General features: G+C 71.3%; 15 protein-coding genes. All 15 read right to left on the reverse strand.

The features are described from left to right. Nucleotides 1-6: 6 nt before the first annotated feature. Entirely contained in the window at nt 7-1,746 is a 1,740-nt protein-coding gene (locus KQY30_RS10700; RefSeq protein ID WP_254407060.1) for a phosphate ABC transporter substrate-binding protein PstS, read from the reverse strand. Next, nucleotides 1,743-3,008, reverse strand: coding sequence for a phosphate ABC transporter permease PstA (gene pstA / locus KQY30_RS10705; RefSeq protein ID WP_217306627.1), 1,266 nt, complete (start codon nt 3,006-3,008; stop codon nt 1,743-1,745). The genes KQY30_RS10700 and pstA (KQY30_RS10705) overlap by 4 nt, the downstream gene beginning before the upstream one ends. Before the next feature lie 72 nt (nt 3,009-3,080). Then, a complete protein-coding gene (gene pstC, locus KQY30_RS10710) occupies nt 3,081-4,058 on the reverse strand; it encodes a phosphate ABC transporter permease subunit PstC (RefSeq protein ID WP_217306628.1) in 978 nt (325 codons plus the stop codon). Between the two features lie 239 nt (nt 4,059-4,297). Further along, nucleotides 4,298-4,690: a hypothetical protein gene (locus KQY30_RS10715; RefSeq protein ID WP_217306629.1), complete on the reverse strand. Its 393-nt coding sequence runs from the start codon at nt 4,688-4,690 to the stop codon at nt 4,298-4,300. A 256-nt stretch (nt 4,691-4,946) separates the two neighbouring features. Then, nucleotides 4,947-5,711 (reverse strand): phosphate ABC transporter ATP-binding protein, encoded by a 765-nt coding sequence (locus KQY30_RS10720; RefSeq protein WP_254407567.1) that lies wholly within the window; start codon nt 5,709-5,711, stop codon nt 4,947-4,949. 100 nt (nt 5,712-5,811) lie between these two features. Continuing rightward, entirely contained in the window at nt 5,812-6,729 is a 918-nt protein-coding gene (locus tag KQY30_RS10725; protein ID WP_217306631.1) for a sortase, read from the reverse strand. Between the two features lie 2 nt (nt 6,730-6,731). Then, nucleotides 6,732-8,021: an Ig-like domain-containing protein gene (locus KQY30_RS10730; RefSeq protein ID WP_217306632.1), complete on the reverse strand. Its 1,290-nt coding sequence runs from the start codon at nt 8,019-8,021 to the stop codon at nt 6,732-6,734. Further along, the gene (locus tag KQY30_RS10735; RefSeq protein ID WP_217306633.1) at nt 8,018-10,102 is read right to left on the reverse strand and encodes a hypothetical protein; all 2,085 of its coding nucleotides are present in this window, start codon (nt 10,100-10,102) and stop codon (nt 8,018-8,020) included. The genes KQY30_RS10730 and KQY30_RS10735 overlap by 4 nt, the downstream gene beginning before the upstream one ends. A 131-nt stretch (nt 10,103-10,233) precedes the next feature. After that, the gene (locus KQY30_RS10740) at nt 10,234-11,808 is read right to left on the reverse strand and encodes an Ig-like domain-containing protein (RefSeq protein WP_217306634.1); all 1,575 of its coding nucleotides are present in this window, start codon (nt 11,806-11,808) and stop codon (nt 10,234-10,236) included. 45 nt (nt 11,809-11,853) lie between these two features. Further along, complete coding sequence (locus KQY30_RS10745; protein WP_217306635.1) at nt 11,854-12,846, reverse strand: hypothetical protein; 993 nt, start codon at nt 12,844-12,846, stop codon at nt 11,854-11,856. Between the two features lie 287 nt (nt 12,847-13,133). Further along, complete coding sequence (locus KQY30_RS10750) at nt 13,134-15,557, reverse strand: hypothetical protein (RefSeq protein ID WP_217306636.1); 2,424 nt, start codon at nt 15,555-15,557, stop codon at nt 13,134-13,136. Further along, a complete protein-coding gene (locus KQY30_RS37110) occupies nt 15,554-17,338 on the reverse strand; it encodes a phosphate ABC transporter substrate-binding protein PstS (protein ID WP_217306637.1) in 1,785 nt (594 codons plus the stop codon). The genes KQY30_RS10750 and KQY30_RS37110 overlap by 4 nt, the downstream gene beginning before the upstream one ends. Nucleotides 17,339-17,451: 113 nt before the next feature. Further along, nucleotides 17,452-18,699 (reverse strand): phosphate ABC transporter permease PstA, encoded by a 1,248-nt coding sequence (pstA, locus tag KQY30_RS10760; RefSeq protein WP_217306638.1) that lies wholly within the window; start codon nt 18,697-18,699, stop codon nt 17,452-17,454. A gap of 79 nt (nt 18,700-18,778) precedes the next feature. Continuing rightward, nucleotides 18,779-19,798: a phosphate ABC transporter permease subunit PstC gene (gene pstC / locus KQY30_RS10765; RefSeq protein ID WP_217306639.1), complete on the reverse strand. Its 1,020-nt coding sequence runs from the start codon at nt 19,796-19,798 to the stop codon at nt 18,779-18,781. Continuing rightward, entirely contained in the window at nt 19,795-20,265 is a 471-nt protein-coding gene (locus tag KQY30_RS10770; protein ID WP_217306640.1) for a hypothetical protein, read from the reverse strand. Before KQY30_RS10770 ends, pstC (KQY30_RS10765) begins: the two co-directional genes overlap by 4 nt. Nucleotides 20,266-20,489 lie beyond the last annotated feature (224 nt).

A 20,489-nucleotide genomic window follows, 5' to 3' on the forward strand; every position in this document is an offset into this window, starting at 1 on the left:
GCACGCTCATCCCGATCCCTCCCTGCGGCGGGCCCGGGCGGACAGTGCGCGGGCGGTCAGTGGTGGGCCGATGACCACGCCGACCAGCAGGGCCGCGGAGAGTGCCATCAGGGCGCCGCGCAGCCCGGACGCCTCGCCGGAGGCGAGGGTGACGGGGTTGGCGACGACCGACGAGTCACCGCCGCCGGCGGCGCCGTCACCGGTGATCAGCTCGCCGGTGTCGGGGTCGATCGTCCCGCCGGACGCGCCGGCCGCCGTGGCGGAGGGGTCCTGGGAGCCGGACGCTCCGCCTGTGGCGCCGCCCGTGGCCGCGGCTCCGCCGGTGCCGGCCGAGGAGCCGCCCGTACCGCCGGAGCCTCCCGTACCGCCCGTGCCGTTGCCCGAACCGCCGTTGCCCGAGCCGCCGTTGGAGCCCTGTGCCCCCGGCTTCACCGGAGTCGTCTGGCCCTTGGCACCGGCGGTGCCGGTGGCGCACTGGGTCGGGCCCTTCTTGTCGCAGGCCCTCGGCTGCGGGGCGTTCTTGGCGAGGGTGTTGGTGCCGTCCGCCGAGAAGGTGGGGTTGCGGCACTTATTGATGTTGATCTTGTCGGTGGGGGCGCCGGGGATCCGTTTCACCTGCGCGAAGCCGGCCTCGACGAGGTTCTTCGGCAGCGGCGAGTAGCCCAGTTCCTCGGCCATCTGCTGGCCGTCGCAGAGGAAGTAGTTGGCGAAGGTTCCGAGTGACAGGCCCTTGGCCTTGGTCATCGGGTTCTGCTCACCGGTCAGCGAGGTGGGGATGATCATGTAGCTGTAGCTGGAGAGCGGATAGGACCTGGGGTCCCTGGAGTTGTAGACGCCGTCCAGGATCTGGGTCAGATAGTTCGTCGACCCCTTGTCCGGGTTGATCTCCGCGTCGAGCAGCGCGACGGCGACGCTGGAAGCGGTCGGCTCCACGTAGAAGTTGGACTCGTTGAGCACCTTGGCGACCGGGAAGCCGGTGGCGATGGCGTACGAGTACTCGACATAGGTGATCGCGCCCTCGGCCTGGTTCTGCTTCACATAGCCGGAGACTCCGAGCGAGCCGGACTTGGCGATCGTCGAGGTGCCGGGCACCACCGGGAAGTAGGAGGTCAGACCACACGGGGTGGCGCGTCCGGCGCGTCGGCAGAAGTCGTTCCAGGTCGCGCTGTGTTCCTTGGCCAGCCAGGTGGTGAGCTGCGCCGTCGTACCGGAGCCGTCGGAGCGTACGACCGGCACGATCCGGCGGGCGGGCAGGGTCAGGCCGGGGTTGTCCGCCCTGATCTCGGGCGCGTTCCACATGTCGATCTTCGAGGTGAAGATCTTGGCGAGGACATCACCGGACAGCCGCAGATTCGTGACCCGCTTGCCGCCGATCTTCAGGTTGTACATGAAGGCCGTGCCGCCGGCCACGATCGGCATATAAGCGTAGCCGCGCGTGGGCGGGGTGTCGGTGACACCGCCCTCCTTGAGCCCGTACGGGATCTCGGAGACGCCGAAGTCGACGGAACCGTTCCTGAACTGCTCACGGCCGTTGGACGATCCGGTCGCCGCGAAGTTGACGGTCATACCGAAGTTGGAGGCGACATTGCGGCGCCACTGGTCGAGCGCGTTGGCGCTCCAGGTGGAGCCCGCGCCGTTGATCTTCGGGTAGGTCGCCGCCATGGCGGGCGGCGGGCCGACGGCCAGCAGCGCACAGAGCAGCGCGGCCAGCCCCATGGCCAGACGGGAGACGGTCGCGGGTCTCACGGGGAACTCCTGAAGGACGTGTCGGACGGTACGGTCTGCGCGCGGGCTGCTGTGGGGGAAGCGGCACGGGCGGCGAAGCGTTCGGCGTCGCGGCGTGAGGCGAGCACCCGCCGGTGGGTCTGACGGCGCGACAACTGCCCCGGTGCGCGACCGCCGATGATGCGGGCGAGGACGAACAGCAGGAGAACCAGGGCCATCAGCGTCGCGGCGGTGCCGAACCCGCGGGCGATCATGGCGGGTTCGGGCGACTTGACGAACTCGAAGGCGGCGAGCGGCAGCGACACCTGCGCCCCGTCGAACGGGTTGGCTTCCATCTCGGCGGTGAAGCCCGCCGTGAGCAGCACCGGGGAGGTCTCGCCGACTCCGCGCGCGGTGCCGAGGATCACCGAGGTGGTCAGCCCGGAGCGCGCGGTGGGCAGCACCACGTGCCAGGCGGTACGCCAGCGTGAGGTGCCCAGCGCGTACGAGGCCTCGCGCAGGGTGCCGGGCACCAGCCTGATCACCACGTCGGAGGCGCGGATGATGATCGGCAGCATCATCACCGAGAGGGCGAGGGCGGCGGCGAGGCCGGACTTCCCGGTGCCGAGGGAGAGGATGACGGTCGCGTAGATGAACAGGCCGGCGACGATGGACGGCAGCGCGGTCATGGCCTCGACGATGGTGCGGACGAAACGCGCGTAGCGTCCCGGCACTTCGTTGAGGAAGACCGCGCAGACCAGCCCGGCCGGCACGGTCAGCACCAGCGCGATGGTGATCTGCTCCAGCGTGCCGACGATGGCGTGCAGGATGCCGCCCGCGCTCAGCGGGTCGAGCGGGCCCGCCAGCATCATGTCCTGGGTGAAGAAGTTGAGATGGGGCAGCGCCCTGCGGCCCTCCCACAGCGTGAAGACGATCACGTAGGCCAGCGCGGCCACCATGACCAGGCCGAAGCTGCGGACCACGACCCCGGCGATCCGGTCCCGTACGGTCGGCCCGTCCTCGTCGAAGGAGACCACCAGGGCGTACAGGGCGAGGAAGAGGACGTAGGCGCTGAGGACGAAGCCGACCACGCCGTTGAACGGCAGCAGCCAGACGAAGAGCAGGGCGGTCAGACCGATGGCCGCGGCGGCCGAGCCGAGCAGCGCGTAGGTGTCCGTGGCCCGGGTCAGCGTCAGGGAACGCCGCCGCTCGCCGGCCGGCTCGACGGGCCGTGGCAGGCTCGCGGGCAGCACGGTGCGCCGTTCCTCCTTCACGGACGGCGGCGTCTCGGGTGCGAGGGTCATGGCGGGTGGATCCCCTTAGAAGCGGCTTGGAGTCGGCGTGCGGTGGACCGGCGAGGCGCGTGGCGGGAAGCGCTAGGCGTCGCTCGCCGCGCCTGAGCGGCTGCGGGCGACGATCGACGAGGCGGCGAAGTTGACGATCAGGGTCACCACGAAGAGCGCCAGGCCGGCGGCCATCAGCGCGGACATGCCGAAGGGGCTGGCCTCTCCGTACCGCAGCGCGATCAGCGAGGAGACCGAGCTGGTGCCGTTCTGGATGATGTGCCACTGGATCACGAAGACCGGCGAGATGATCAGGTAGACGGCGATGGTCTCGCCCAGCGCGCGGCCGAGGCCGAGCATGGTGCCGCCGATCATGCCGCCCTTGCCGAACGGCAGGACGACGCTGCGGATCATCCCCCAGCGGGTGGCGCCGAGCGCGTACGCGCCCTCGCGCTCGCCGGCCGGGGCCTGGGAGAAGACCTCACGCATCACCGAGCAGATGATCGGCGCGACCATGAGGCCCACCACGATGCCCGCGATCAGGGTGGAGGAGGTGTAGACGGTCTCGGTGGACAGCGGATCGCGCGGGTCGACCCCGACCACGCTGAACGGCGGGAACCAGCCCAGATAGGTGGCGATCCAGCGCGCGGTCGGCAGGATCGCGCCCTCGAAGAAGAACAGCCCCCAGAGCCCGTACACCACACTGGGCACCGCCGCCATCAGGTCGACGATGCTGATCAGCGTGGACCGGATGCCGGGCCGCGCGTACTCGGAGATGTAGAGCGCCCCGCAGAGCGCGAGCGGGACCGCCACGATGATCGCGACCAGGGCGATCAGGACCGTACCGACCATCACCGCGGCGATACCGAAATTGCCCGCGTCCGGCTCCCAGGCCGCGGTGGTCAGGAAGGACCAGCCGGCCCGGTGCAGCGCGGGCCAGGCGCGGTACAGCAGGAATCCGCCGACCAGCAGCATGACGGCGAGCACAAGGCCGCCGCCGCCTCGGGCCACGCTCCGGAAGATCCGGTCGGGCAGCCCGGGGTCGGCGTACAGCGCGCGCGAACTGTCCATGGCGGCCACCCCGTCGGGGTGGCTTCTGACAGGCCCATCGGCCGGTCCGACGGCCACAGTTCGCTCCCTTGTTCGTCTCAGCACACCCAAGACGCTCACGGGACGCGGTTGACACGCGGGCACCTTTACCTGAACAAGGGGCGCCCTAGAGGCAACTTCCGGTTACAAACGTGTGCGAGTGACGTGTGAAAACCCCCCGAACCAAGCACAGAGGGCCACACTCCTGTGCGTATGAGGCATCAACTCCCGCTCCACGGGACCTCGCCGCTTTCGCCCAACTCCCGCAGCAGGTCTCGGAAACGGGCGTACGCGGCGCGACAGGTCGAGTACCGTTCGTACGACCGGGCGGACACTATGGTGCGCTGTCCCGCCTCATTCCTGACTACCCACATCCAGCCGTTGTTCTCCTGCGTGTGCTGGACGCCGCCGGTGAGTACGGCGTGCTGTCGGCACACCTCCTCGAAGGAGGCGCGGCATCGCTCGTACGAGGTGAAAGCGGTTGCCGAAACGGCGACCACCCGCCCGTTCTGTGCGACGACGCGCCATCCATAGCGGCCGTCGGCGTCGATGTCGGTCTGACAGCGCACGCCGGCGGCGTTCCGTAATCTCCCGCTCTCATCGGGCGATCCCATGACCCCACCCCTGCCACTCGTCCCAGGCGGGCCGCGGGTACGGCCCTAGGAGCAGCAGGTGCAACCTAGTGAGACGTTCGTGACGCATGGGATCCGGACGACTACCTGACGACATGATTCGCCAGGAAGTTGCCCCTTGGTCACGAGATCGTCACCAGGAGGGATCACGAGAAATCGTGGGAAACCGCGTTCCTTCCCCACCAACTACGCGCGTCGAACGCACGCACGGCGGACGGCCGGAGCGCGGCCAAAGGGCTCAGCCGAAGCGGCCGTTCACATAGTCGGAGGTACGGGGGTCGGCGGGGTTGGTGAACATCGCCGAGGTGATTCCGTGCTCGACGATGCCGCCCGGGGTGCCCTGTTCGGCGAGGAAGAAGGCGCAGCGGTCGGAGACCCGGGCCGCCTGCTGCATGTTGTGGGTGACGATCACCACGGTGACCTCGCCGGCCAGTTCCTTGATCGTCTCCTCCACCCGCCGGGTCGAGGTCGGGTCGAGCGCCGAGCAGGGCTCGTCCATCAGCAGCACCCGCGGGCTGACCGCCAGGGAGCGGGCGATGCAGAGCCGCTGCTGCTGGCCGCCGGAGAGCGCGCCGCCGGGCTGGCGCAGCCGGTCGCGCACCTCGTTCCACAGGCCCGCCTTGGTCAGGCAGTGCTCGACCAGCTCGTCCTTGGCGTCCCGGCCGAGCCGGACGCCGGTGAGCTTGAGGCCCGCGGTGACGTTCTCGTACACGGACATGGCCGGAAAGGGGTTCGGCTTCTGGAAGACCATGCCGATCTGCTTCCTGGCGTCGGTCAGCCGCCGCTCGGGCGCGTAGATGTCCTGGCCGCCGAGGAGCACCTCACCGGCGAGGGCGGCCGAGGGGATCAGCTCGTGCATCCGGTTGAGGATGCGCAGAAAGGTCGACTTGCCGCAGCCGGAGGGCCCGATCAGCGCCGTGACCCGGCCGGCCGGCATGGTCAGCGACACCCGGTCCAGCACCTTGTGGTCGCCGAACCAGGCCGAGACGCTGCGCGCCTCCAGCTCGGCGGCGGTGCCCGGCGCGGGGGCATCCGCCGGCGGCAGGGGAAGGGTGTCGGAAGGGGAGGCGGTCACGGCGGTGTCCTTCGAAGTCGCGGGGGGGTTAAAGGAGGTTGGGCAGCAGGAGCGCGGCCTGGTCCGCCACGGCGAACCCGAGCGCGCCGAGTACGGGAACGCCGACGACCCAGGCCTCACGGCGGCCCGAGCGGACCCGTATCCAGGTCAGCACGGCGGCGGCGAGCACCAGGGCCTGGCCCCAGAGCACCAGCGGCAGCCACGCCGAGGTCTGGAGCGCCATCGGCTTCTCGTCAGCGGGCAGCGAGCCGGTGGAGTAGAGGGGAGCGGCGCCGGGCTGGACCGCGGAGACCAGGTCCGCGTCGACGCGCAGCAGACCGCCGGGCAGGAACGCGCGGCCGTCACCGGTGATCAGGGTGAGCCGGCCCTGGCCCGCTCCGAGGACGGGCGGCTGCGGGTCGCCCTCCCTGCGGACCCCGAGGACCCGGTAGGTGTGGCGGCCCTGGCCGGTGGTGACCGTGAAGGTCTCGCCGGCCCGCACCTCGTCGAGGTGCGCGAACGGCCCTCCGTACGCGGCCTGACGGCCCATCACGATGCTGACGCCGGGCTGGCCGGGGAACACGGTGTCCCTGCGGTGGCCGGGCCCGGCGGCGAGGACCTCCGAGGTGGTGCCCTCGCCGATCACCGTGCGCAGTCCGAGCTGCGGGATCTCCAGCAGCGCGATGGGGGTACCGGGCTCCAGCGGTTCGCCGTTCTGGGCACGCGGCCCGACCGGCGCGGTGGCGTTGGCCAGCTCGCCGCGCAGCTCGGAGTGGGCCACCTTCTGGTCCCGGCCGTGGCGCAGATCGCCGAGCGGGCCCAGATTGGCGACGAACGCGAGCAGCAGGACGGCGAGGATGCTCAGCGCGGCGCCGGTGGCGCGCAGCGCCGGGCCGGCCGGACGCCGCTCGGGCGTCCGGCCGGCCGGTGAAGCGCCGACCACGCGCTCCAGGGTGTCCTGGGTCACCGTCAGCTCACCGTCACTGACTTGCTGGTGGCGGAGCCGTTGGCGAATCCGGCGCGCCCGGCGGTGACCGTGAGGCTGAGCTTGTGGCCCTTGTCGGCCTTGACCGCCGTGTACGTGGACTTGGTGGCGCCGGAGATGGCCTTGCCGTCCCGCTTCCACACGTAGCTGTACGACTGGGCCGCGGGGGTCCAGGTGCCGGCCTTGGCGGTGAGCTTGCTGCCGACCTTGGCGGTGCCGCTGATCGCCGGTGCGGTCGTCGCCCTGAGCGCGGGGCCGGTGGCGACGGTGACGGCGGGGCTGGTGGCGGTGGTGGTGCCGCCGCTGTTGACCCCGCTGGGCCGGCAGGACAGCTTGTGCGCCCGGTCCGCCGCGCCGAGGACGCGGGTCGCGCCGGTCGCGCCGCTGATCGCCGTGCCGTCGCGCAGCCACTGGTGGCGGACGGTGGTGGCGCCGCTGAACTTCACCGAGCAGGTCACCGTGGAGCCGACCCGGACCGTGCCGGTGATCTTCGGCGCGGTGGTGACCGTCGGCGGGCGGAGCTTGACGGTGTACGGAACGGCCGCGGACGACGAGGCGATGTGGTTCGCCGGGTTCGCGGGTGTGAACTGTGCCTTGAGGCTGTGCGTACCGGCCGCGAGGGCGGTGCTGGTGAGCTTCGCCGAGCCGTTCGTCACGGTGACCGGCGGGCCGTACGGGGAGGTGCCGTCGTAGAAGCGGACACTGCCCGGCGCCGTCGAGGGGGTGATCTTGGCGGTGAAGGTGACCGCCGAGCCCTGGACGGAGGAGCCGGCCGGGGACATCGTGAGGGACGCCGTCGTCGCCACCGCGGGCGCGGTGCTCTGGTACGCCGTGTTCGAGGTGAACCAGATCGAGCCCTTGAAGTCGCCGTACGTGTCGGAGCCGAAGGCCCGACGGCAGGTGACGGTGAACTCGTACCGGCCCTGGAGGGTCTTGAAGCCGGCGGTGTTGGCGTAGTCCCGCATGGTCTCGGTCAGCGGCACCTCGTACCCGGAACCCGCGCTCGGGTAGATGGAGACGGGCGAGTTGCCGACGACGTTCTGGCCTGCGGCGGGGAAGCCCGCGCCGGTCACCGAGACGATCAGGTAGTCCGCGGGATCCGGGCAGGTGCCCGAGGTCTTCAGGGCCATCGGTGAGACGTCGCTGCCGGTGGCCGGGGCCGCGGCGAGGGTGCCGAGGGAGTCGGCCTGTGCCGCGGGCGCGCCGAGCAGCACCGTACCGCCGAAGGCGACGGCGGCGGTGAGGAGCGCGGTCAGGGTCCTGCGGGCCGTCATCGCCGGCCGCCGTTCGGGAAGGTGAGCAGTCCGCGGCGGCGGGCCCAGACGACGGCGAAGGTGCCGAGGGCGATCAGGGCCGCGGCGGCGACACCGAAGATGCCCGCCTGGGCGCCGGTGCTGGCGAGGGCGCCGCCCGTACCGCCGGAGGTGACCTCGGTGGAGACGTCGGTCGAGCCGCCGGAGCCGCTGTCCGCGCCCGCGTCCGTACCGGCGTCCGTCGAACCGCCGTCCGTGGTGCCGCCGTCGGTCGTACCGCCGTCGGTGGTGCCGCCGTCCGTCGTACCGGCGTCGGTGCCCGGGTCGTCGGTCGGCTCGGTCGTGTCACTCGGCTCGGCCGTGTCGCTCGGTTCCGCCGTGTCGCCCGGGGTCACGGAGTCGGACGGGCTCGGGTCGGTGCTCTCCGAGGGGCCGGGCGGGGTGGAGGACGGCGAGCTGGAGGGCCCGTCCGGGTCGGTGTTCTGGTACGCGGTGTTCGAGGTGAACCAGATCGAGCCCTTGAAGTCGCCGTACGTCGCGTCACCGAAGGCACGGCGGCAGGTGAGGGTGAACTCGTAGCGGCCTTCGAGGGTCTGGAACCCGGCGATGTTCGCGTAGTCGCGCATCGTCGAGGTCAGCGGCACCTCGTACCCGGCGGTCCCGACCGGGTAGATGCTGACCTCCGAGTTGCCGACGACGTTCTGGCCCTCGGCGGGGAAGCCCTTGCCGCTGACCTTGACGATCAGGTAGTCGGCGGGCTCCGGGCAGGTGGCGGAGGCCGTCAGGTTCAGACCCGAGACATCGCTGCCGGTGGCCGGGGTCACGGTGAGCGTGCCCGCGTCGGCGGCCTGCGCGCCGGGCGCGCCGAGCAGCAGCAGGCCGCCCGCGGCGGCCAGCAGGGAAGCGGTGGCGGCGGCGGCCGGACCGAAGAAACGTTTGGTGAGCATGGAGGTCTTCTCTTTCCTGGACACGGAAGTGGGTACGGAGGGGGTGGACGCGTGGGACTCGGACGCGGCGGAGCGCGCGGTACGGGTACGGCGCCGGCGGCGCAGCGTCAGCCAGACCGCGGCGCAGACGGCGAGGACCAGCAGCAGCGCGAGCAGCGCCCAGGGCACGGACCAGAAACCGGCGGACCGGTTGGCGCTGGGCAGCGCGGGATCGATGTCGGCGCCGACCGCGACCGGGTCGACGGTCACCGTGGCCGTCGAGCGCATGGCGGGGAACACCCCGCGCACGGTGGCGGTGACGGTGAGGGCGTTGCCCGGCAGCAGTTCCTTGATGTCATGGACACCGGGGACGCGCACCGGGCCGGTGACGGCGTTGCGTACGCGTACGGTCTGCCGCGCCCCGAGCCGTACGTTCCCGGTGTTGCGCACGGTGTAGGTGACCGTGGCCGAGCCGCTGCCGAAGGGGTTCGCCGTCCCGTGGTAGGTGGCGTTCAGCTTCTCCACGGTGAGCTGGGGCTTCAGCTCCCCGGCCACCCTGATGTGGACGCGGGCCCCGACACGCTGCTCGACCGCGACCCGGTCGCCGTCGGCGCCGGACCCGCCGGAGGAGAGCGCGGCGACGATGCCCGCGGCGTGATCACCGGGCCCCGCGCCGCGCGGAACGGTCAGGGTGAAGGGCACGATGACCCGCCCCCGGGCGGGCACGACCACACTGCCCTTGCCGACCTTCACCCAGGTTCCGGCGTCCGTGGACGGGCGCCCCGCGGCCAGCAGGTCGAACCCGCCGTCGGCGGTGTTGAACGCGTCGCTCGCGTAGACCTTCAGCTTCAGCGGCCGGGTGCCGTAGTTGAGGACGGCGAGATGGTCGCGGACCGCCGCGCCGGGCGTCGCGCTGTACGAGTAACCGCTGCGCCGGTCCGGCTTCTTGGGGCCCGAGGGCTGCACCCCGAAGGTGGTGCGGCCGCCCTTGTCGCGCACCGGGCCCGAGGCATGGGCGGCGGGGCCCGCGGTGAGGACGAGCAGGCAGGCGAGTACGCCGGCGAGCAGCGCGGTCACGAGGAAGCGGGCCTGGACAGAGCGGACCTGCGCGGAACGGGCCTGGCCAGAGCGGGCCGGCGGGGCCGGCAGGGAGCGGGCCTGGAGGGAGCTGGTCATGTCGGGGCGTCCGATCGGGGCCGTTCTTCAGGGGTGTTGGAGGTTCATGGCGGATGGGCGGGACGGGTAGGAGCACCCGTCCCGCCCACCTCACGCGACCGTGGGGTGCGCGATCAGCGCGATCGGCACGGTCAGATGGCCGTCAGGGTGAGCGTGGCGGTGTAGGTGCCGGCCACCGTCGACGTCGGGACGTTCAGGCTGAGGTCCGCACCGAGGTGCGAGGTGCCCAGGCCCTTGCCGTTGGCGAGGGTGTGGGACGACTTCAGCCCGGCGGTGCCGCTGTCCGAGGGCTCGGCGCCGGCGGCGGCGTCGACCTTCGCGCCCGCCGTGACGGTCTGGGCGGAGACGTGGTCGATGACGTTCGGCGTCCAGCCCAGGTTCTGGCCGTTGATGGCGTGGGTCGCGCCGTCGGAGAAGTCGGACACCTGGCCGCTGACGGTCCACCCCGGGTTACCGGCGCGGGTGTCGGTCAGGGTGACCGGGTTGAGCGCGCCCGCCGTCGTCAGCAGCTCGCCATTGGCGTCGAGCTTCGGCGAGGGCAGGACGACGTGCGGGTCCTCGACACTGATGACCAGCGCACCGGCCTCGACGGTCGTGGTGATGTCCTCCGAGGTGGACACCCCCTCGAACGCGCCGACGGTGAACGGGACATTGCCCGAGTCGGAGGGGAGGTAGGCGGCACCGTTCTGCGGCACGAAGGTCGCGGTGAACGAGTGCTCGCCCGGAGCCAGGCTGCTGGTGGTCAGCGTGGCCTGGCCGCCCGCCGCCGGCACGGTGCCGATGGTCGTGGCCGTACCGCCGACGGTGTCGGTGAACTTCACCGAGCCCGCCGCGCCCGCGGGCGTGACGGTGGCGGAGAGGGTGACCGGGCTGAACTGCTCGGCGGAGTCCGCCGGGGACACGGCCAGCGCGGTCGTGGTGGGCTTGGCGGCCGCGGCGTTCACCTGGTGGGTGACGGCAGCGGAGACCGAGCCGTTGTACGAGGTGCTCGACGGCGTGAACTCGGCGGTGAGCGAGTGGCTGCCCGCCGCCAGGTTCGTCGTGGTCAGCGTGGCCGTACCGCCGGAGACGGTGACCGGGCTGCCCAGCGCGGTGGCGCCGTCACGGAACTGGACGGTGCCGGCGGCGCCCGCCGGGGCGACGGTGGCGGTCAGGGTGACCGCGTCGCCCTGCTCGGTGGAGCCGGACGGGGAGACCGCGAGCGCGGTCGTGGTGTCCGTCTTCACGTCCGGGTCGTTGGTCTGGTACGCCGTGTTGGACGTGAACCAGACCGAGCCCGTGAAGTCACCGAGGCTGGTGCCGTTGAAGGCGGTGCGGCAGGTGACCGTGAAGGTGTACTTGCCCTGGAGGGTGCTGAATCCGGCGATGTTCGCGTAGTCGCGCATCGTCGAGGTCAGCGGGATGACCATCCCGCCCTCGGGGGTGGTGTTGTACGTCTCGATCGGCGCGTTGCCGACCACGTTCTGGCCGTCGGCCGGGAAGCCGGAGCCCTTGACCGAAGCGATGACGTACGTGGCGGTGTCCGGGCAGGCGCCCGAGGTGGTGAAGCCCATGCCGGTCTCGTCGGTGCCGGTCGCCGGGGTGATGGCGAGCGTGCCGATCTCGGCGGCCTGGGCGGCCGGGGCGGCGATCAGGCCCGCCCCGAGCGTCACGGTGGCGGCCGCGAGAACCGCGGACAGCGCACGGCGGGGTCTGTGGAGGAACACGGTGTCAGATCTCCTTCGTAAGGGGTGCGGGTTACCGGTTCCGGATCAGGGGGTCTGCTTGCTGGTGTCGCCGCAGTTCGGGTTCGCGGCGAACCCGTAGGTGTTGATGACACCGGTCTGCTGGCAGATCAGGGAGTTCGAGCCGGCGAAGACCGTGCTCCAGGGAGCCGTACCGATCTTGCTGGTCGGGATCACGTTGTAGACGTCACGCTTGACACCGAAGTCGCTGTTCAGCGTGGTGGACGCCTTGCCGTCGATGGAGCCGAGGATGGCGCGGCCACGGACGTCGGCCACGGTCTGCGAGCTCTGCGCGATGTACTGCGCGATGGAGAACGGCACGATGGACTTGTCGTCCAGCACGCGGCCGTCGTGCTCCTGGACCGGGGCACCGCTCTTGGTGTCCTTGATGCAGGGGTACACACCGGCGACGACGTCCGCGTCGGTGATGCCGACCGTGGACTCCCAGAAGCTGCGGGTACCGGAGCCGGCCTGCGGCAGCAGGACGGTCAGGTTGAAGTTGGGACCGTTGCCCACGAAGGCGGGGTCACAGTGGTAGATCGCCTTGAGGTCGTTCAGGGTGAGCTTGCGCGGCAGCACGCTGGAGGGCGTGATCGCGTACGAGACACCGTCGACCGCGAACGGGACATAGGTGAGGCCGGGGTTGGCCGCGCCCAGGCTCAGGCTCGACGACCGCGCGAAGTCCAGGCAGTTGTCGCCCGCCTGGAGCGAGTTCAGCAGGGCGGTACGGCCGGCGCCGGAACCGTTCGGGCGGTTCATGGTGCACTTGTTGTTGACCGCGGGGTCCTTCGTGGTGATGGTCGCACCACCCACGGCGTTGTACGAACCGATCACCTTGGTGCCATTGATGGTGACGACCTGGGACAGACCGTTCATCACGTCCTGGGTGGTGTCGGAACCCACACCGGAGAGCTGGCGGTAGGTCGGCGTACCACTCGGCTCGGCGAAAGCGGACGTGCCGACGGTGCCCGCGACGAGCAGCGCACCCGCCACGGCCATCAGGATCTTCTTCTTTTTCACCTTCGTGTACCCCTCAGATAGGCTTGCGCCTGGTGTGGAAACCGCGATCTCTCGCGGGAGGCCGGGTTCCGGCCGTTCCGGAACGTCCGGCCGCCGGCCGGGGGCGGTGGCTGCCGCCCCCGGCCGGTCGTCTCAGGTGGTGTCGTCCTCCCGCCTCAGGGATCTGATCCCGGCCGCGACGACCGGTGCCAGTCTCGGCAGGAGCGGGCCGCCGACGGCGGCCGCGATCCCGGTGATGAGCACGATCAGGACGACATAGCGGATCGCGCCCAGCGCCCAGGGCGGGGTCAGCGGTGAACTCGCCTCCGCTCCGGCCGCCTTGGGCGGTGCGGTGGAGGCGCCGGTCGCGCCGGGGCTCGGGGAGCCCGAGGGTGCCGCGCCCGGCGCCCCCTCGCCCGGGGCTCCGCCGCCCGCCGGCGCGCCGGCGCCTCCCGTACCGGAAGGGGCGCCGTCACCGCCGCCTGCCGCTCCCCCTCCCCGCCCCCCGTGGTGGCGGGGTGGGTGGAGTTCTGGCCACCCTCCTGGGGGGTCTTGCCCGCCTGGGCCAGGATGGTGGCGGCGGCCTGGAGGGTCTGGGTGCGCAGCGCCTTGGGCAGCGGCGCGTATCCCTCGGGCAGCGTGCCGGCCGCCACACCGGGCGTCTGCCCGCCGCCCACGGCATAGGTCAGGAACTCCGCGTAGTCCTTGCCCTCCGCGGCGGTCAACTGGGTGGGCGTGGTGGCCGCGTAGGTGAGCGAGGTCAGCGGATAGGCGCCCTTGGCCTTGGTGGCGGGCACGGGTTCGACGACGCCCTTGACCGGGCCCGGCTTCATCGCGGCCTGGCCCGCCAGCAGAGCCGCGCCGGTGGGCGCGACATACTGCCCGGCGCCGTTGCGGAGCTGGGCGGGGATCAGTCCGTACCGCAGGGCCGTCGCGCTGTCGGCCAGCGCGAGCATGGCCCGCTGCCCGGCCGGCTGCGCCGGGTCCTTCTTGTACGCGGGCGGGGTCGCGGTGTTGTCCCAGGAGGTACGGGCCAGCGAGTCGCCCCGGCCCGCGGAACGGGCGGCCTCGTGCATGTCGTTCGGGTACGGGTGCTTGTCCTGGATGCAGAGCGGGTTCTCGGGGTGGTCGGCGAACTGCTGGCAGAACGGGTCGTTCTTGGGGAAGTGGTCCAGGGGCAGGTCGAGTTCGCGGTAGTGCGGATTGACCGTCATCCCGGAGTTGGCCGGGTCCCCGTACGTGCCCGCGTTGTCGGGCGTCCCGTTCAGGAACTCGCGCGCGGCGGGGTCCTGGTCGATCCAGTCCCACAGCAGCCGGGCGGTGTCCGACACCGCTTGCGGTACGAGGATGTCGCCGAGCTTGCCGCCGAAGTCGAGCTGGGCGTACTCCGGGTTGAGCCGGGTGAACTCCGGGTCGCGGCCCAGGTTGTACGGGTTCTTCTCGGTGCTCGGCGCGAAGCGGGAGTTGCCGTCCTGGTACGACTCGGTGAGCAGCTTGGCCACCAGGCGCTGGTTGAGCTTGAGGGAGGAGAGCCTGCGGCCGTTGCGGGCCCTGACCTCCTCGGGCGCCGAGAAGGTGGACTGGCTCTCGATGAGGAAGCCGATGGTGAGCCCGGAGAGCGCGACCGGCGCGTACACCGGGGTCCCGCCCGACTGCATGTCATCGGCGGTGGCCGGCTGGTTCAGGAACACCATGCCGGGGTGCTCGGAACCGAGCGTGCCCCGCGCGGTGTCGTCCGCCACCTGGGCGTAACGGAAGACCGTCCGGCCGCCGCTCTGGCAGAGCGCGGGCTGCCAGCGGAGGACGGCCTCCTTGGACATCTCGTTGCCCAGGGTGTCGCGTTCGTCGGCGCCGAGCGGGCAGAACTGGCCGATCCGCTCGAAGCGCAGGGGGACGACCAGACGGTGGGCCCAGTTGCTCGCGGAGAGCGGCGACGACTGGAGGAGGCCACTGGACTGGGTGGTGTACGGAGTGCCGTCCACCTCGGTCCGGCCACGTGGTACGACCACCAGCCAGCAGCGGCGGCCCTCGCTCTGGGCGGAGCCGCCCGGCATGGCCTCGCCGCAGCCGAGGCCGGGGGCCTCCACGGCGGTCTGGGTTTCGAAGTAGACCTCGCCGGTGCCGTCGGGGTTGGTCCTGGCGTACGGGACCTCGTTGCTGGTGTTGGAGTCGAAGAAGTCGTTGGAGTTGCCGTGCGGCTCGGTCTCGCCGTCCACCGGGCGGAACGCGACATAGGAGACACCGGTCTCCGAGGGGGGCGGCAGGGTCTGCTGCTCGTCGCGGAGGTTGCCGTAGCTGAGCTGGCGGGTGTTGGTGTACGCGCCCGCGGGCTGGTTGCCGGACCCGGCGCCCAGCTCCGAGGAGCCGCCGAACTGGCACTGCTCGGGGTCGGGCCCGGCCGCGTTGTCGCCCCAGCACTGCATGACCTGGAGGTAGTCGGCGGCGTAGGCGGTGTCCGAGACGGTGGGGGCCCCGCCGGTCCAGGAGACCTTGACGACCTGGTTGACCAGGTGCTGGGTCTGCTCGACCGTGACCTTGAGTCCGGCGAAGTCGCCCTTGCCGGTGACGGTCACCGGGGAGCGGCCCGCGGCGGGGTTGTCGGCCGCGCCCGCCGGGTCGGCACCGCCGAAGAAGGCGCCCGCGCTCAGGGCGCAGCAGAACGCGAGGACGGCGGCGGTGAGGGCGCGGGCGGCCTTCGAGCGGGCTCCCGCGCCGGTGGCGGTGATGCTCATGAGGTCCGCCTCCGCACCGTCAGATAGCGGGACAGCAGCGGAGGTCCGACCGTGACCACCACCAGCAGCAGGGCCGCCAGCACCATCAGCACGAGCCGTACGTTGCCGCCGATCGTCCCCGAGGTGGAGACCGGTACGGCGAAGGCGTCGCCGCCCCCGCCGGCCCCGGCAACGTCCCCGGTGCCGGCGCCGCCCGTCTGGGCTCCCGCCGCGATCGGCTGGCCGGTGTCCGGGTCGATGGCCGTGCCCGCGCCGCCGCCGGTGGCCGCTCCGGCTGCCGTCGCGCCCCCGGTCGCACCGCCGGTCGCGCCCGCGCCCGGGGCGCCGGAGCCTCCCGTACCGCCGCCGCCCGTGGCCGTACCACCGGTGCCGCCGGTGCCACCGCCACCGCCCGTGGAGCCGCCCGAGCCGCCGCCCGAGGCCGAACCACCGCCGCCGCCCTGGGGGACGGTCGGCTTCTTGTCCCCGCCGGTGCCGGTGGAGCACTGGGTGGCACCCTTCCGGTCACAGGCCAGCGGGTACGGGGCGGTCTTGGCGAGGGTGTTGGACCCGTCGGCGGAGAAGGTGGGGTTGTGGCAGTTCTTGATGTTGATGTTCTCGACGTTGACGCCGGGGATCTTCCGTACCTGGGTGAGCCCCGCCTGCACCAGGTTCACCGGCAGCGGCGAGAAGCCCAGTTTGTCGACGTTCTGCTGCCCCTGGCACAGGAAGTAGTAGGCGAACGCGCCGAGTGTCTTGCCCTTGTTGGGGTTGAACTTCCCCTCGACCTTCGTCGGGATGATCATGTAGCTGTAACTGGACAGCGGGTAGTTGCGCCGGTCCTTGCTGTTGTAGACGCCGTCGAGGATCTGGGTCAGGTACTCGGGCGACGAACTGTTGTTGTTGATCTGCGCGTTGAGCAGCGCGACGGCCACGTTCTTCGCCGTCGGCTCGGTGTAGTAGCCGGCCGCGTTGAGCACCTTGACCACCGGGAAGTGAGTGGTCTGGACGGCGTAGGAGTACTCGACATAGGTGATCGTGCCAATGTTGTCCCGCTGGGCGACATACCCCGAGACACCGTTGGACCCGGACTGGGCGACGAAACCGTTGCCCGGCACCAGCGGGTAGTTGGAGGTGGTCCCGCAGGGGGTGCCCCGTCCGGCCTTGGCGCAGTAGCCGTTCCAGATGGAGGGGTACTGCTTGCTCATCCAGGTGGTGAGCTGGGCCGTCGTGCCCGAGCCGTCGGAGCGGACCACCGGGACGATCTTGCGGGCCGGGAGCGACTTGGCCAGGGCCGGGTTGTCGGCCTTGATCGCCGGGTCGTTCCAGAACTTGATGCCACCGGTGAAGATCCTGGCGAGGGCCTCGCCCGACAGCCGCAGGTTGGTGACCCGCTGGTTGCCGATCTTCAGGTTGTACATGAAGGACGTACCGCCGGCCACGATCGGCATGTACGCGTATTTCCTGGAGGGCGGCGAGTCGACGACCCCCGAGTCCTTGATGCCGTACGGGATCTCGGAGACGGCGTAGTCGGCGACGCCGTTGCGGAACTGAGTGCGGCCGTCGGAGGAGCCGGTGCCGGTGTAGGTGACCGTCATGCCGTACTGCTTGACGTTCGCCACCCACTGGTCGAGCGCGTTCTTGCTCCAGGTGGAGCCCACGCCGGAGATCGGGACATAGGTCGCGGCGGCGGCGGGGACGGGCCGGACGAGGGCAAGCAGCACGAGCGTCGCGAGGGCGACGGCCGCCAGGGCGGCGCGTATCGGTCTGCCGGGCAGCGGCGCCGGAAGGGTTCCGGACATCGGGGGGCGACTCCTGTCGGTATGGCGGGGCGGTGGTGGGGGGCTCGGCGGCTCGCCTGTACGGAGTACGGGGTGGCCGGCCCGGCGGGCACGGAGGCCGGGGACGCGGAGGCTCAGTTGCTCAGTTCCTCCACCGGCCCGGGTGGTGGCCCGTCCGTGTCCGTACGCCCTCCTGGCCCGGCGCCCGGCCTGGCCCGGCCGCTCATCCGCTCGGCGTCCCGGCGCGAGGCGAGGACCCTGCGGTGGGTCTGCCGCCGGGTCAGCTCGCCTGGGCCGCGTCCGCCGATGATCCTGGCGACGACGAAGAGCAGCAGGACCAGTCCCATGAGCAGGGCCGCCGCCCCGAAACCGCGGGCGATGAAGTTCGGCTCCGGGGACCGTACGAGTTCGAAGGTGGCCAGCGGCAGCGACACCTGGGGGCCGTGCAGCGGGTTGAGGTTCATGCCGGAGGTGAATCCGGCGGTGAGCAGCACCGGGGAGGTCTCGCCGATCCCGCGCGCCGTACCGAGGATGACGGCGGTGGTCAGCCCGGAGCGCGCGGTGGGCAGCACCACCGTCCACACCGTCCGCCACTGACTGGCGCCCAGCGCGAGGGATGCCTCGCGCAGCGAGCCCGGCACCAGCCGGATCACCACGTCGGAGGCGCGGATGATGATCGGCAGCATCATCACCGAGAGGGCGAGGGACGCCGCGATCCCGGACTTGTCCACGCCGAGGATCAGGATGACGGTGGCGTAGATGAACAGGCCGGCGACGATCGACGGCAGCGCGGTCATCGCCTCGACGATGGTCCGTACGAACCGGGCGTAGGCGCCCGGGACTTCGCTGAGGAAGACCGCGCAGGCCAGCCCGAGCGGCACGGTGATGGTCAGGGCGATCACCATGTGCTCGACCGTCCCGGCGATGGCGTGCAGCATGCCGCCGCTGGTGAGCGGCTGGACGGGTCCGGTGACGGACATGTCCTCGGTGAAGAAGTTCAGATGCGGCAGCGCGGACCGGCCGCGCCACAGGGTGTAGACGACGACGAAGAGGAGCGCGCCGACCACCAGTACGGCGAGGCTGTGGGCGATGACCGCGGCGACGCGGTCCCGTACGGCCATGGCGTTCTCCGAGAAGGAGACCAGGACGGCGTACAGGCCCACGAAGAACAGATAGGCGACCACGACGAAGCCGAGCGGCCCGTCGAACGGCGCGATCCGGGTGAACAGCACCACGGTCAGCCCGAGCGCCGCGGCCAGGGCGCCGAGCAGCGCGCGGACGTCGCCCGCGCGCACGGTGGAGGTGGAGCGGCGGGCCTCGGGCCTGCCGGTGTCCTCCGGTGGTCCGGGGCGGACGGTGAGGGGGGCCAGGGGCTCGGGCACAGGGCTGGTCCGATTCGTTTCGTGCTTCGTCAAATGCGGGGGCCGCGTCTGCGGCGCGTGCGTGTACGGCGTCGTCATCTCAGGCCTCCGTCCCGGCACCCGAGCGGCTGCGGGCCACGATCGAGGAGGCGACGAAGTTGACGACCAGCGTCATCAGGAAGAGTGCGAGCCCGGCCGCCATCAGCGCGGACATGCCGAAGTCGCTGGCGGAGCCGTACCGCAGGGCGATCAGCGAGGAGACCGAGTTGGTGCCGTTCTCCAGGATCCGCGGCTGGATCACGAAGGACGGCGAGATGATCATGTAGACCGCGATCGTCTCGCCCAGCGCCCGGCCGAGGCCGAGCATCGTGCCGCCGATGACACCGCCGCGCCCGAAGGGCAGGACGACGGTCTTGATCACTCCCCACCGGGTCGCCCCGAGCGCGTACGCCCCCTCGCGTTCGCCGACGGGCGCCTGGAAGAAGGTCTCGCGCATCACCGAGCAGGCGATCGGCGTGACCATGAGCGCCACCACGATCCCGGCGATGAAGGTCGAGGAGGTGTAGACGGTCATGGGGGCCAGCGGGTCGCCCGGGTCGGCGCCGTTGACCTTGAAGACCGGGATCCAGGAGAAGTAGGTGGAGATCCACCGCGAGAGCCCGACGATGTGGGACTGGAGGAAGAAGGCCCCCCAGAGCCCGTACACCACGCTGGGTACCGCGGCCATCAGGTCGATCAGGCTGACCATGGTCCGGCGTATGCGCCGGGGCGCGTACTCGGAGATGTACAGCGCCGTGCCCGTGGCGAGCGGCAGCGCGAAGGCGATGGCGACGAGCCCGATCAGCACGGTGCCGGTGAGGACGGCCGCGATGCCGAAGTGATGGGAGTCGGGCTCCCAGGCCTGGGTGGTGATGAACGAGCCCTTGGCGACCCGCAGCGCCTCCCAGGCGCGGTAGCCGAGGAACGTGCCGACCAGCAGCATGATGATGAGCACCACGCCGCCGCTGCCCCGGGCGAGGCCGCGGAAGAGCTGGTCGGGCAGTCCGGCGGAGCGCTTGATCGGCCGCGGCTGGTCGGGCGCCCCGGGGGCGGGCGTGGGAACGGGTGCCGTGATCGTCATCGTGCACCCGCGCCGGCGGCGCGCGCCTTCGTGGAGTCCGGCTTCGTGGAGTCCGGCCGTACCCTCGGCGGCCGGTCACCGGGCGGTTGGGGCTGACGCCTCGCCGAGAGGGGGACCAGACCCGCCGCGAGGTGCGCTTCGGGGACGGCCTTCACAAAGTTCCCCAGGCTGTACTGGCACTCGCGCTGACGCTGGTACGAGCGGCTGGAAACCGCTATCGCCCGCCCGTCCAGGTCGAGCCGCCAGATCCACAGCCCGCTGGCCTCGGAGACCGTGATGACCGGCCGGGTCCTGGCCATGCCGGCACGCAGGGACTCCACGGCGGCACGGCAGGCGGCCAGACCGGGCTGGCTGTCACAGGCCTGGCCGAGACCGCGGTTGTTCGCGCCGAGAAGGCGCCACACCACCGAGACGGTGCCCGTCTCGGCGTCGGTTCTCGGTACGAACAGAAAGCGCGGGTGATTCATGGCCCAGCCCCCCTCCCGGCGCCGCTCCGGCGTCCGGCAGATATTGGCCGATTCCCATCATCGGCCGACCTGACCCTCACGGAGTGCGGAAGAGCGGCGGGCACGGATGAGTGAACACCGGACATCTGAAAAGGGAACGAGGTGTGCAGGGGCCGCACAAGAGAGGGGGTCCTGGAGTGTGGGGCGGCGTTCGTCCACCGTCCGCTCACCGTAGGGCCAGGGGG

Source organism: Streptomyces sp. GMY02 (assembly GCF_019056675.1).
Classification (GTDB): domain Bacteria; phylum Actinomycetota; class Actinomycetes; order Streptomycetales; family Streptomycetaceae; genus Streptomyces; species Streptomyces odonnellii.

What these genes read in the sequence shown, in the direction of transcription:
- pstA (WP_217306627.1), bottom strand. Translation starts at nt 3,008, where the DNA reads ATGACCCTCGCACCCGAGACGCCGCCGTCCGTGAAGGAGGAACGGCGC.
- pstC (WP_217306628.1), bottom strand. Translation starts at nt 4,058, where the DNA reads ATGGACAGTTCGCGCGCGCTGTACGCCGACCCCGGGCTGCCCGACCGG.
- KQY30_RS10715 (WP_217306629.1), bottom strand. Translation starts at nt 4,690, where the DNA reads ATGGGATCGCCCGATGAGAGCGGGAGATTACGGAACGCCGCCGGCGTG.
- KQY30_RS10730 (WP_217306632.1), bottom strand. Translation starts at nt 8,021, where the DNA reads ATGACGGCCCGCAGGACCCTGACCGCGCTCCTCACCGCCGCCGTCGCC.
- KQY30_RS10735 (WP_217306633.1), bottom strand. Translation starts at nt 10,102, where the DNA reads ATGACCAGCTCCCTCCAGGCCCGCTCCCTGCCGGCCCCGCCGGCCCGC.
- KQY30_RS10750 (WP_217306636.1), bottom strand. Translation starts at nt 15,557, where the DNA reads ATGAGCATCACCGCCACCGGCGCGGGAGCCCGCTCGAAGGCCGCCCGC.
- KQY30_RS37110 (WP_217306637.1), bottom strand. Translation starts at nt 17,338, where the DNA reads ATGTCCGGAACCCTTCCGGCGCCGCTGCCCGGCAGACCGATACGCGCC.
- pstC (WP_217306639.1), bottom strand. Translation starts at nt 19,798, where the DNA reads ATGACGATCACGGCACCCGTTCCCACGCCCGCCCCCGGGGCGCCCGAC.
- KQY30_RS10770 (WP_217306640.1), bottom strand. Translation starts at nt 20,265, where the DNA reads ATGAATCACCCGCGCTTTCTGTTCGTACCGAGAACCGACGCCGAGACG.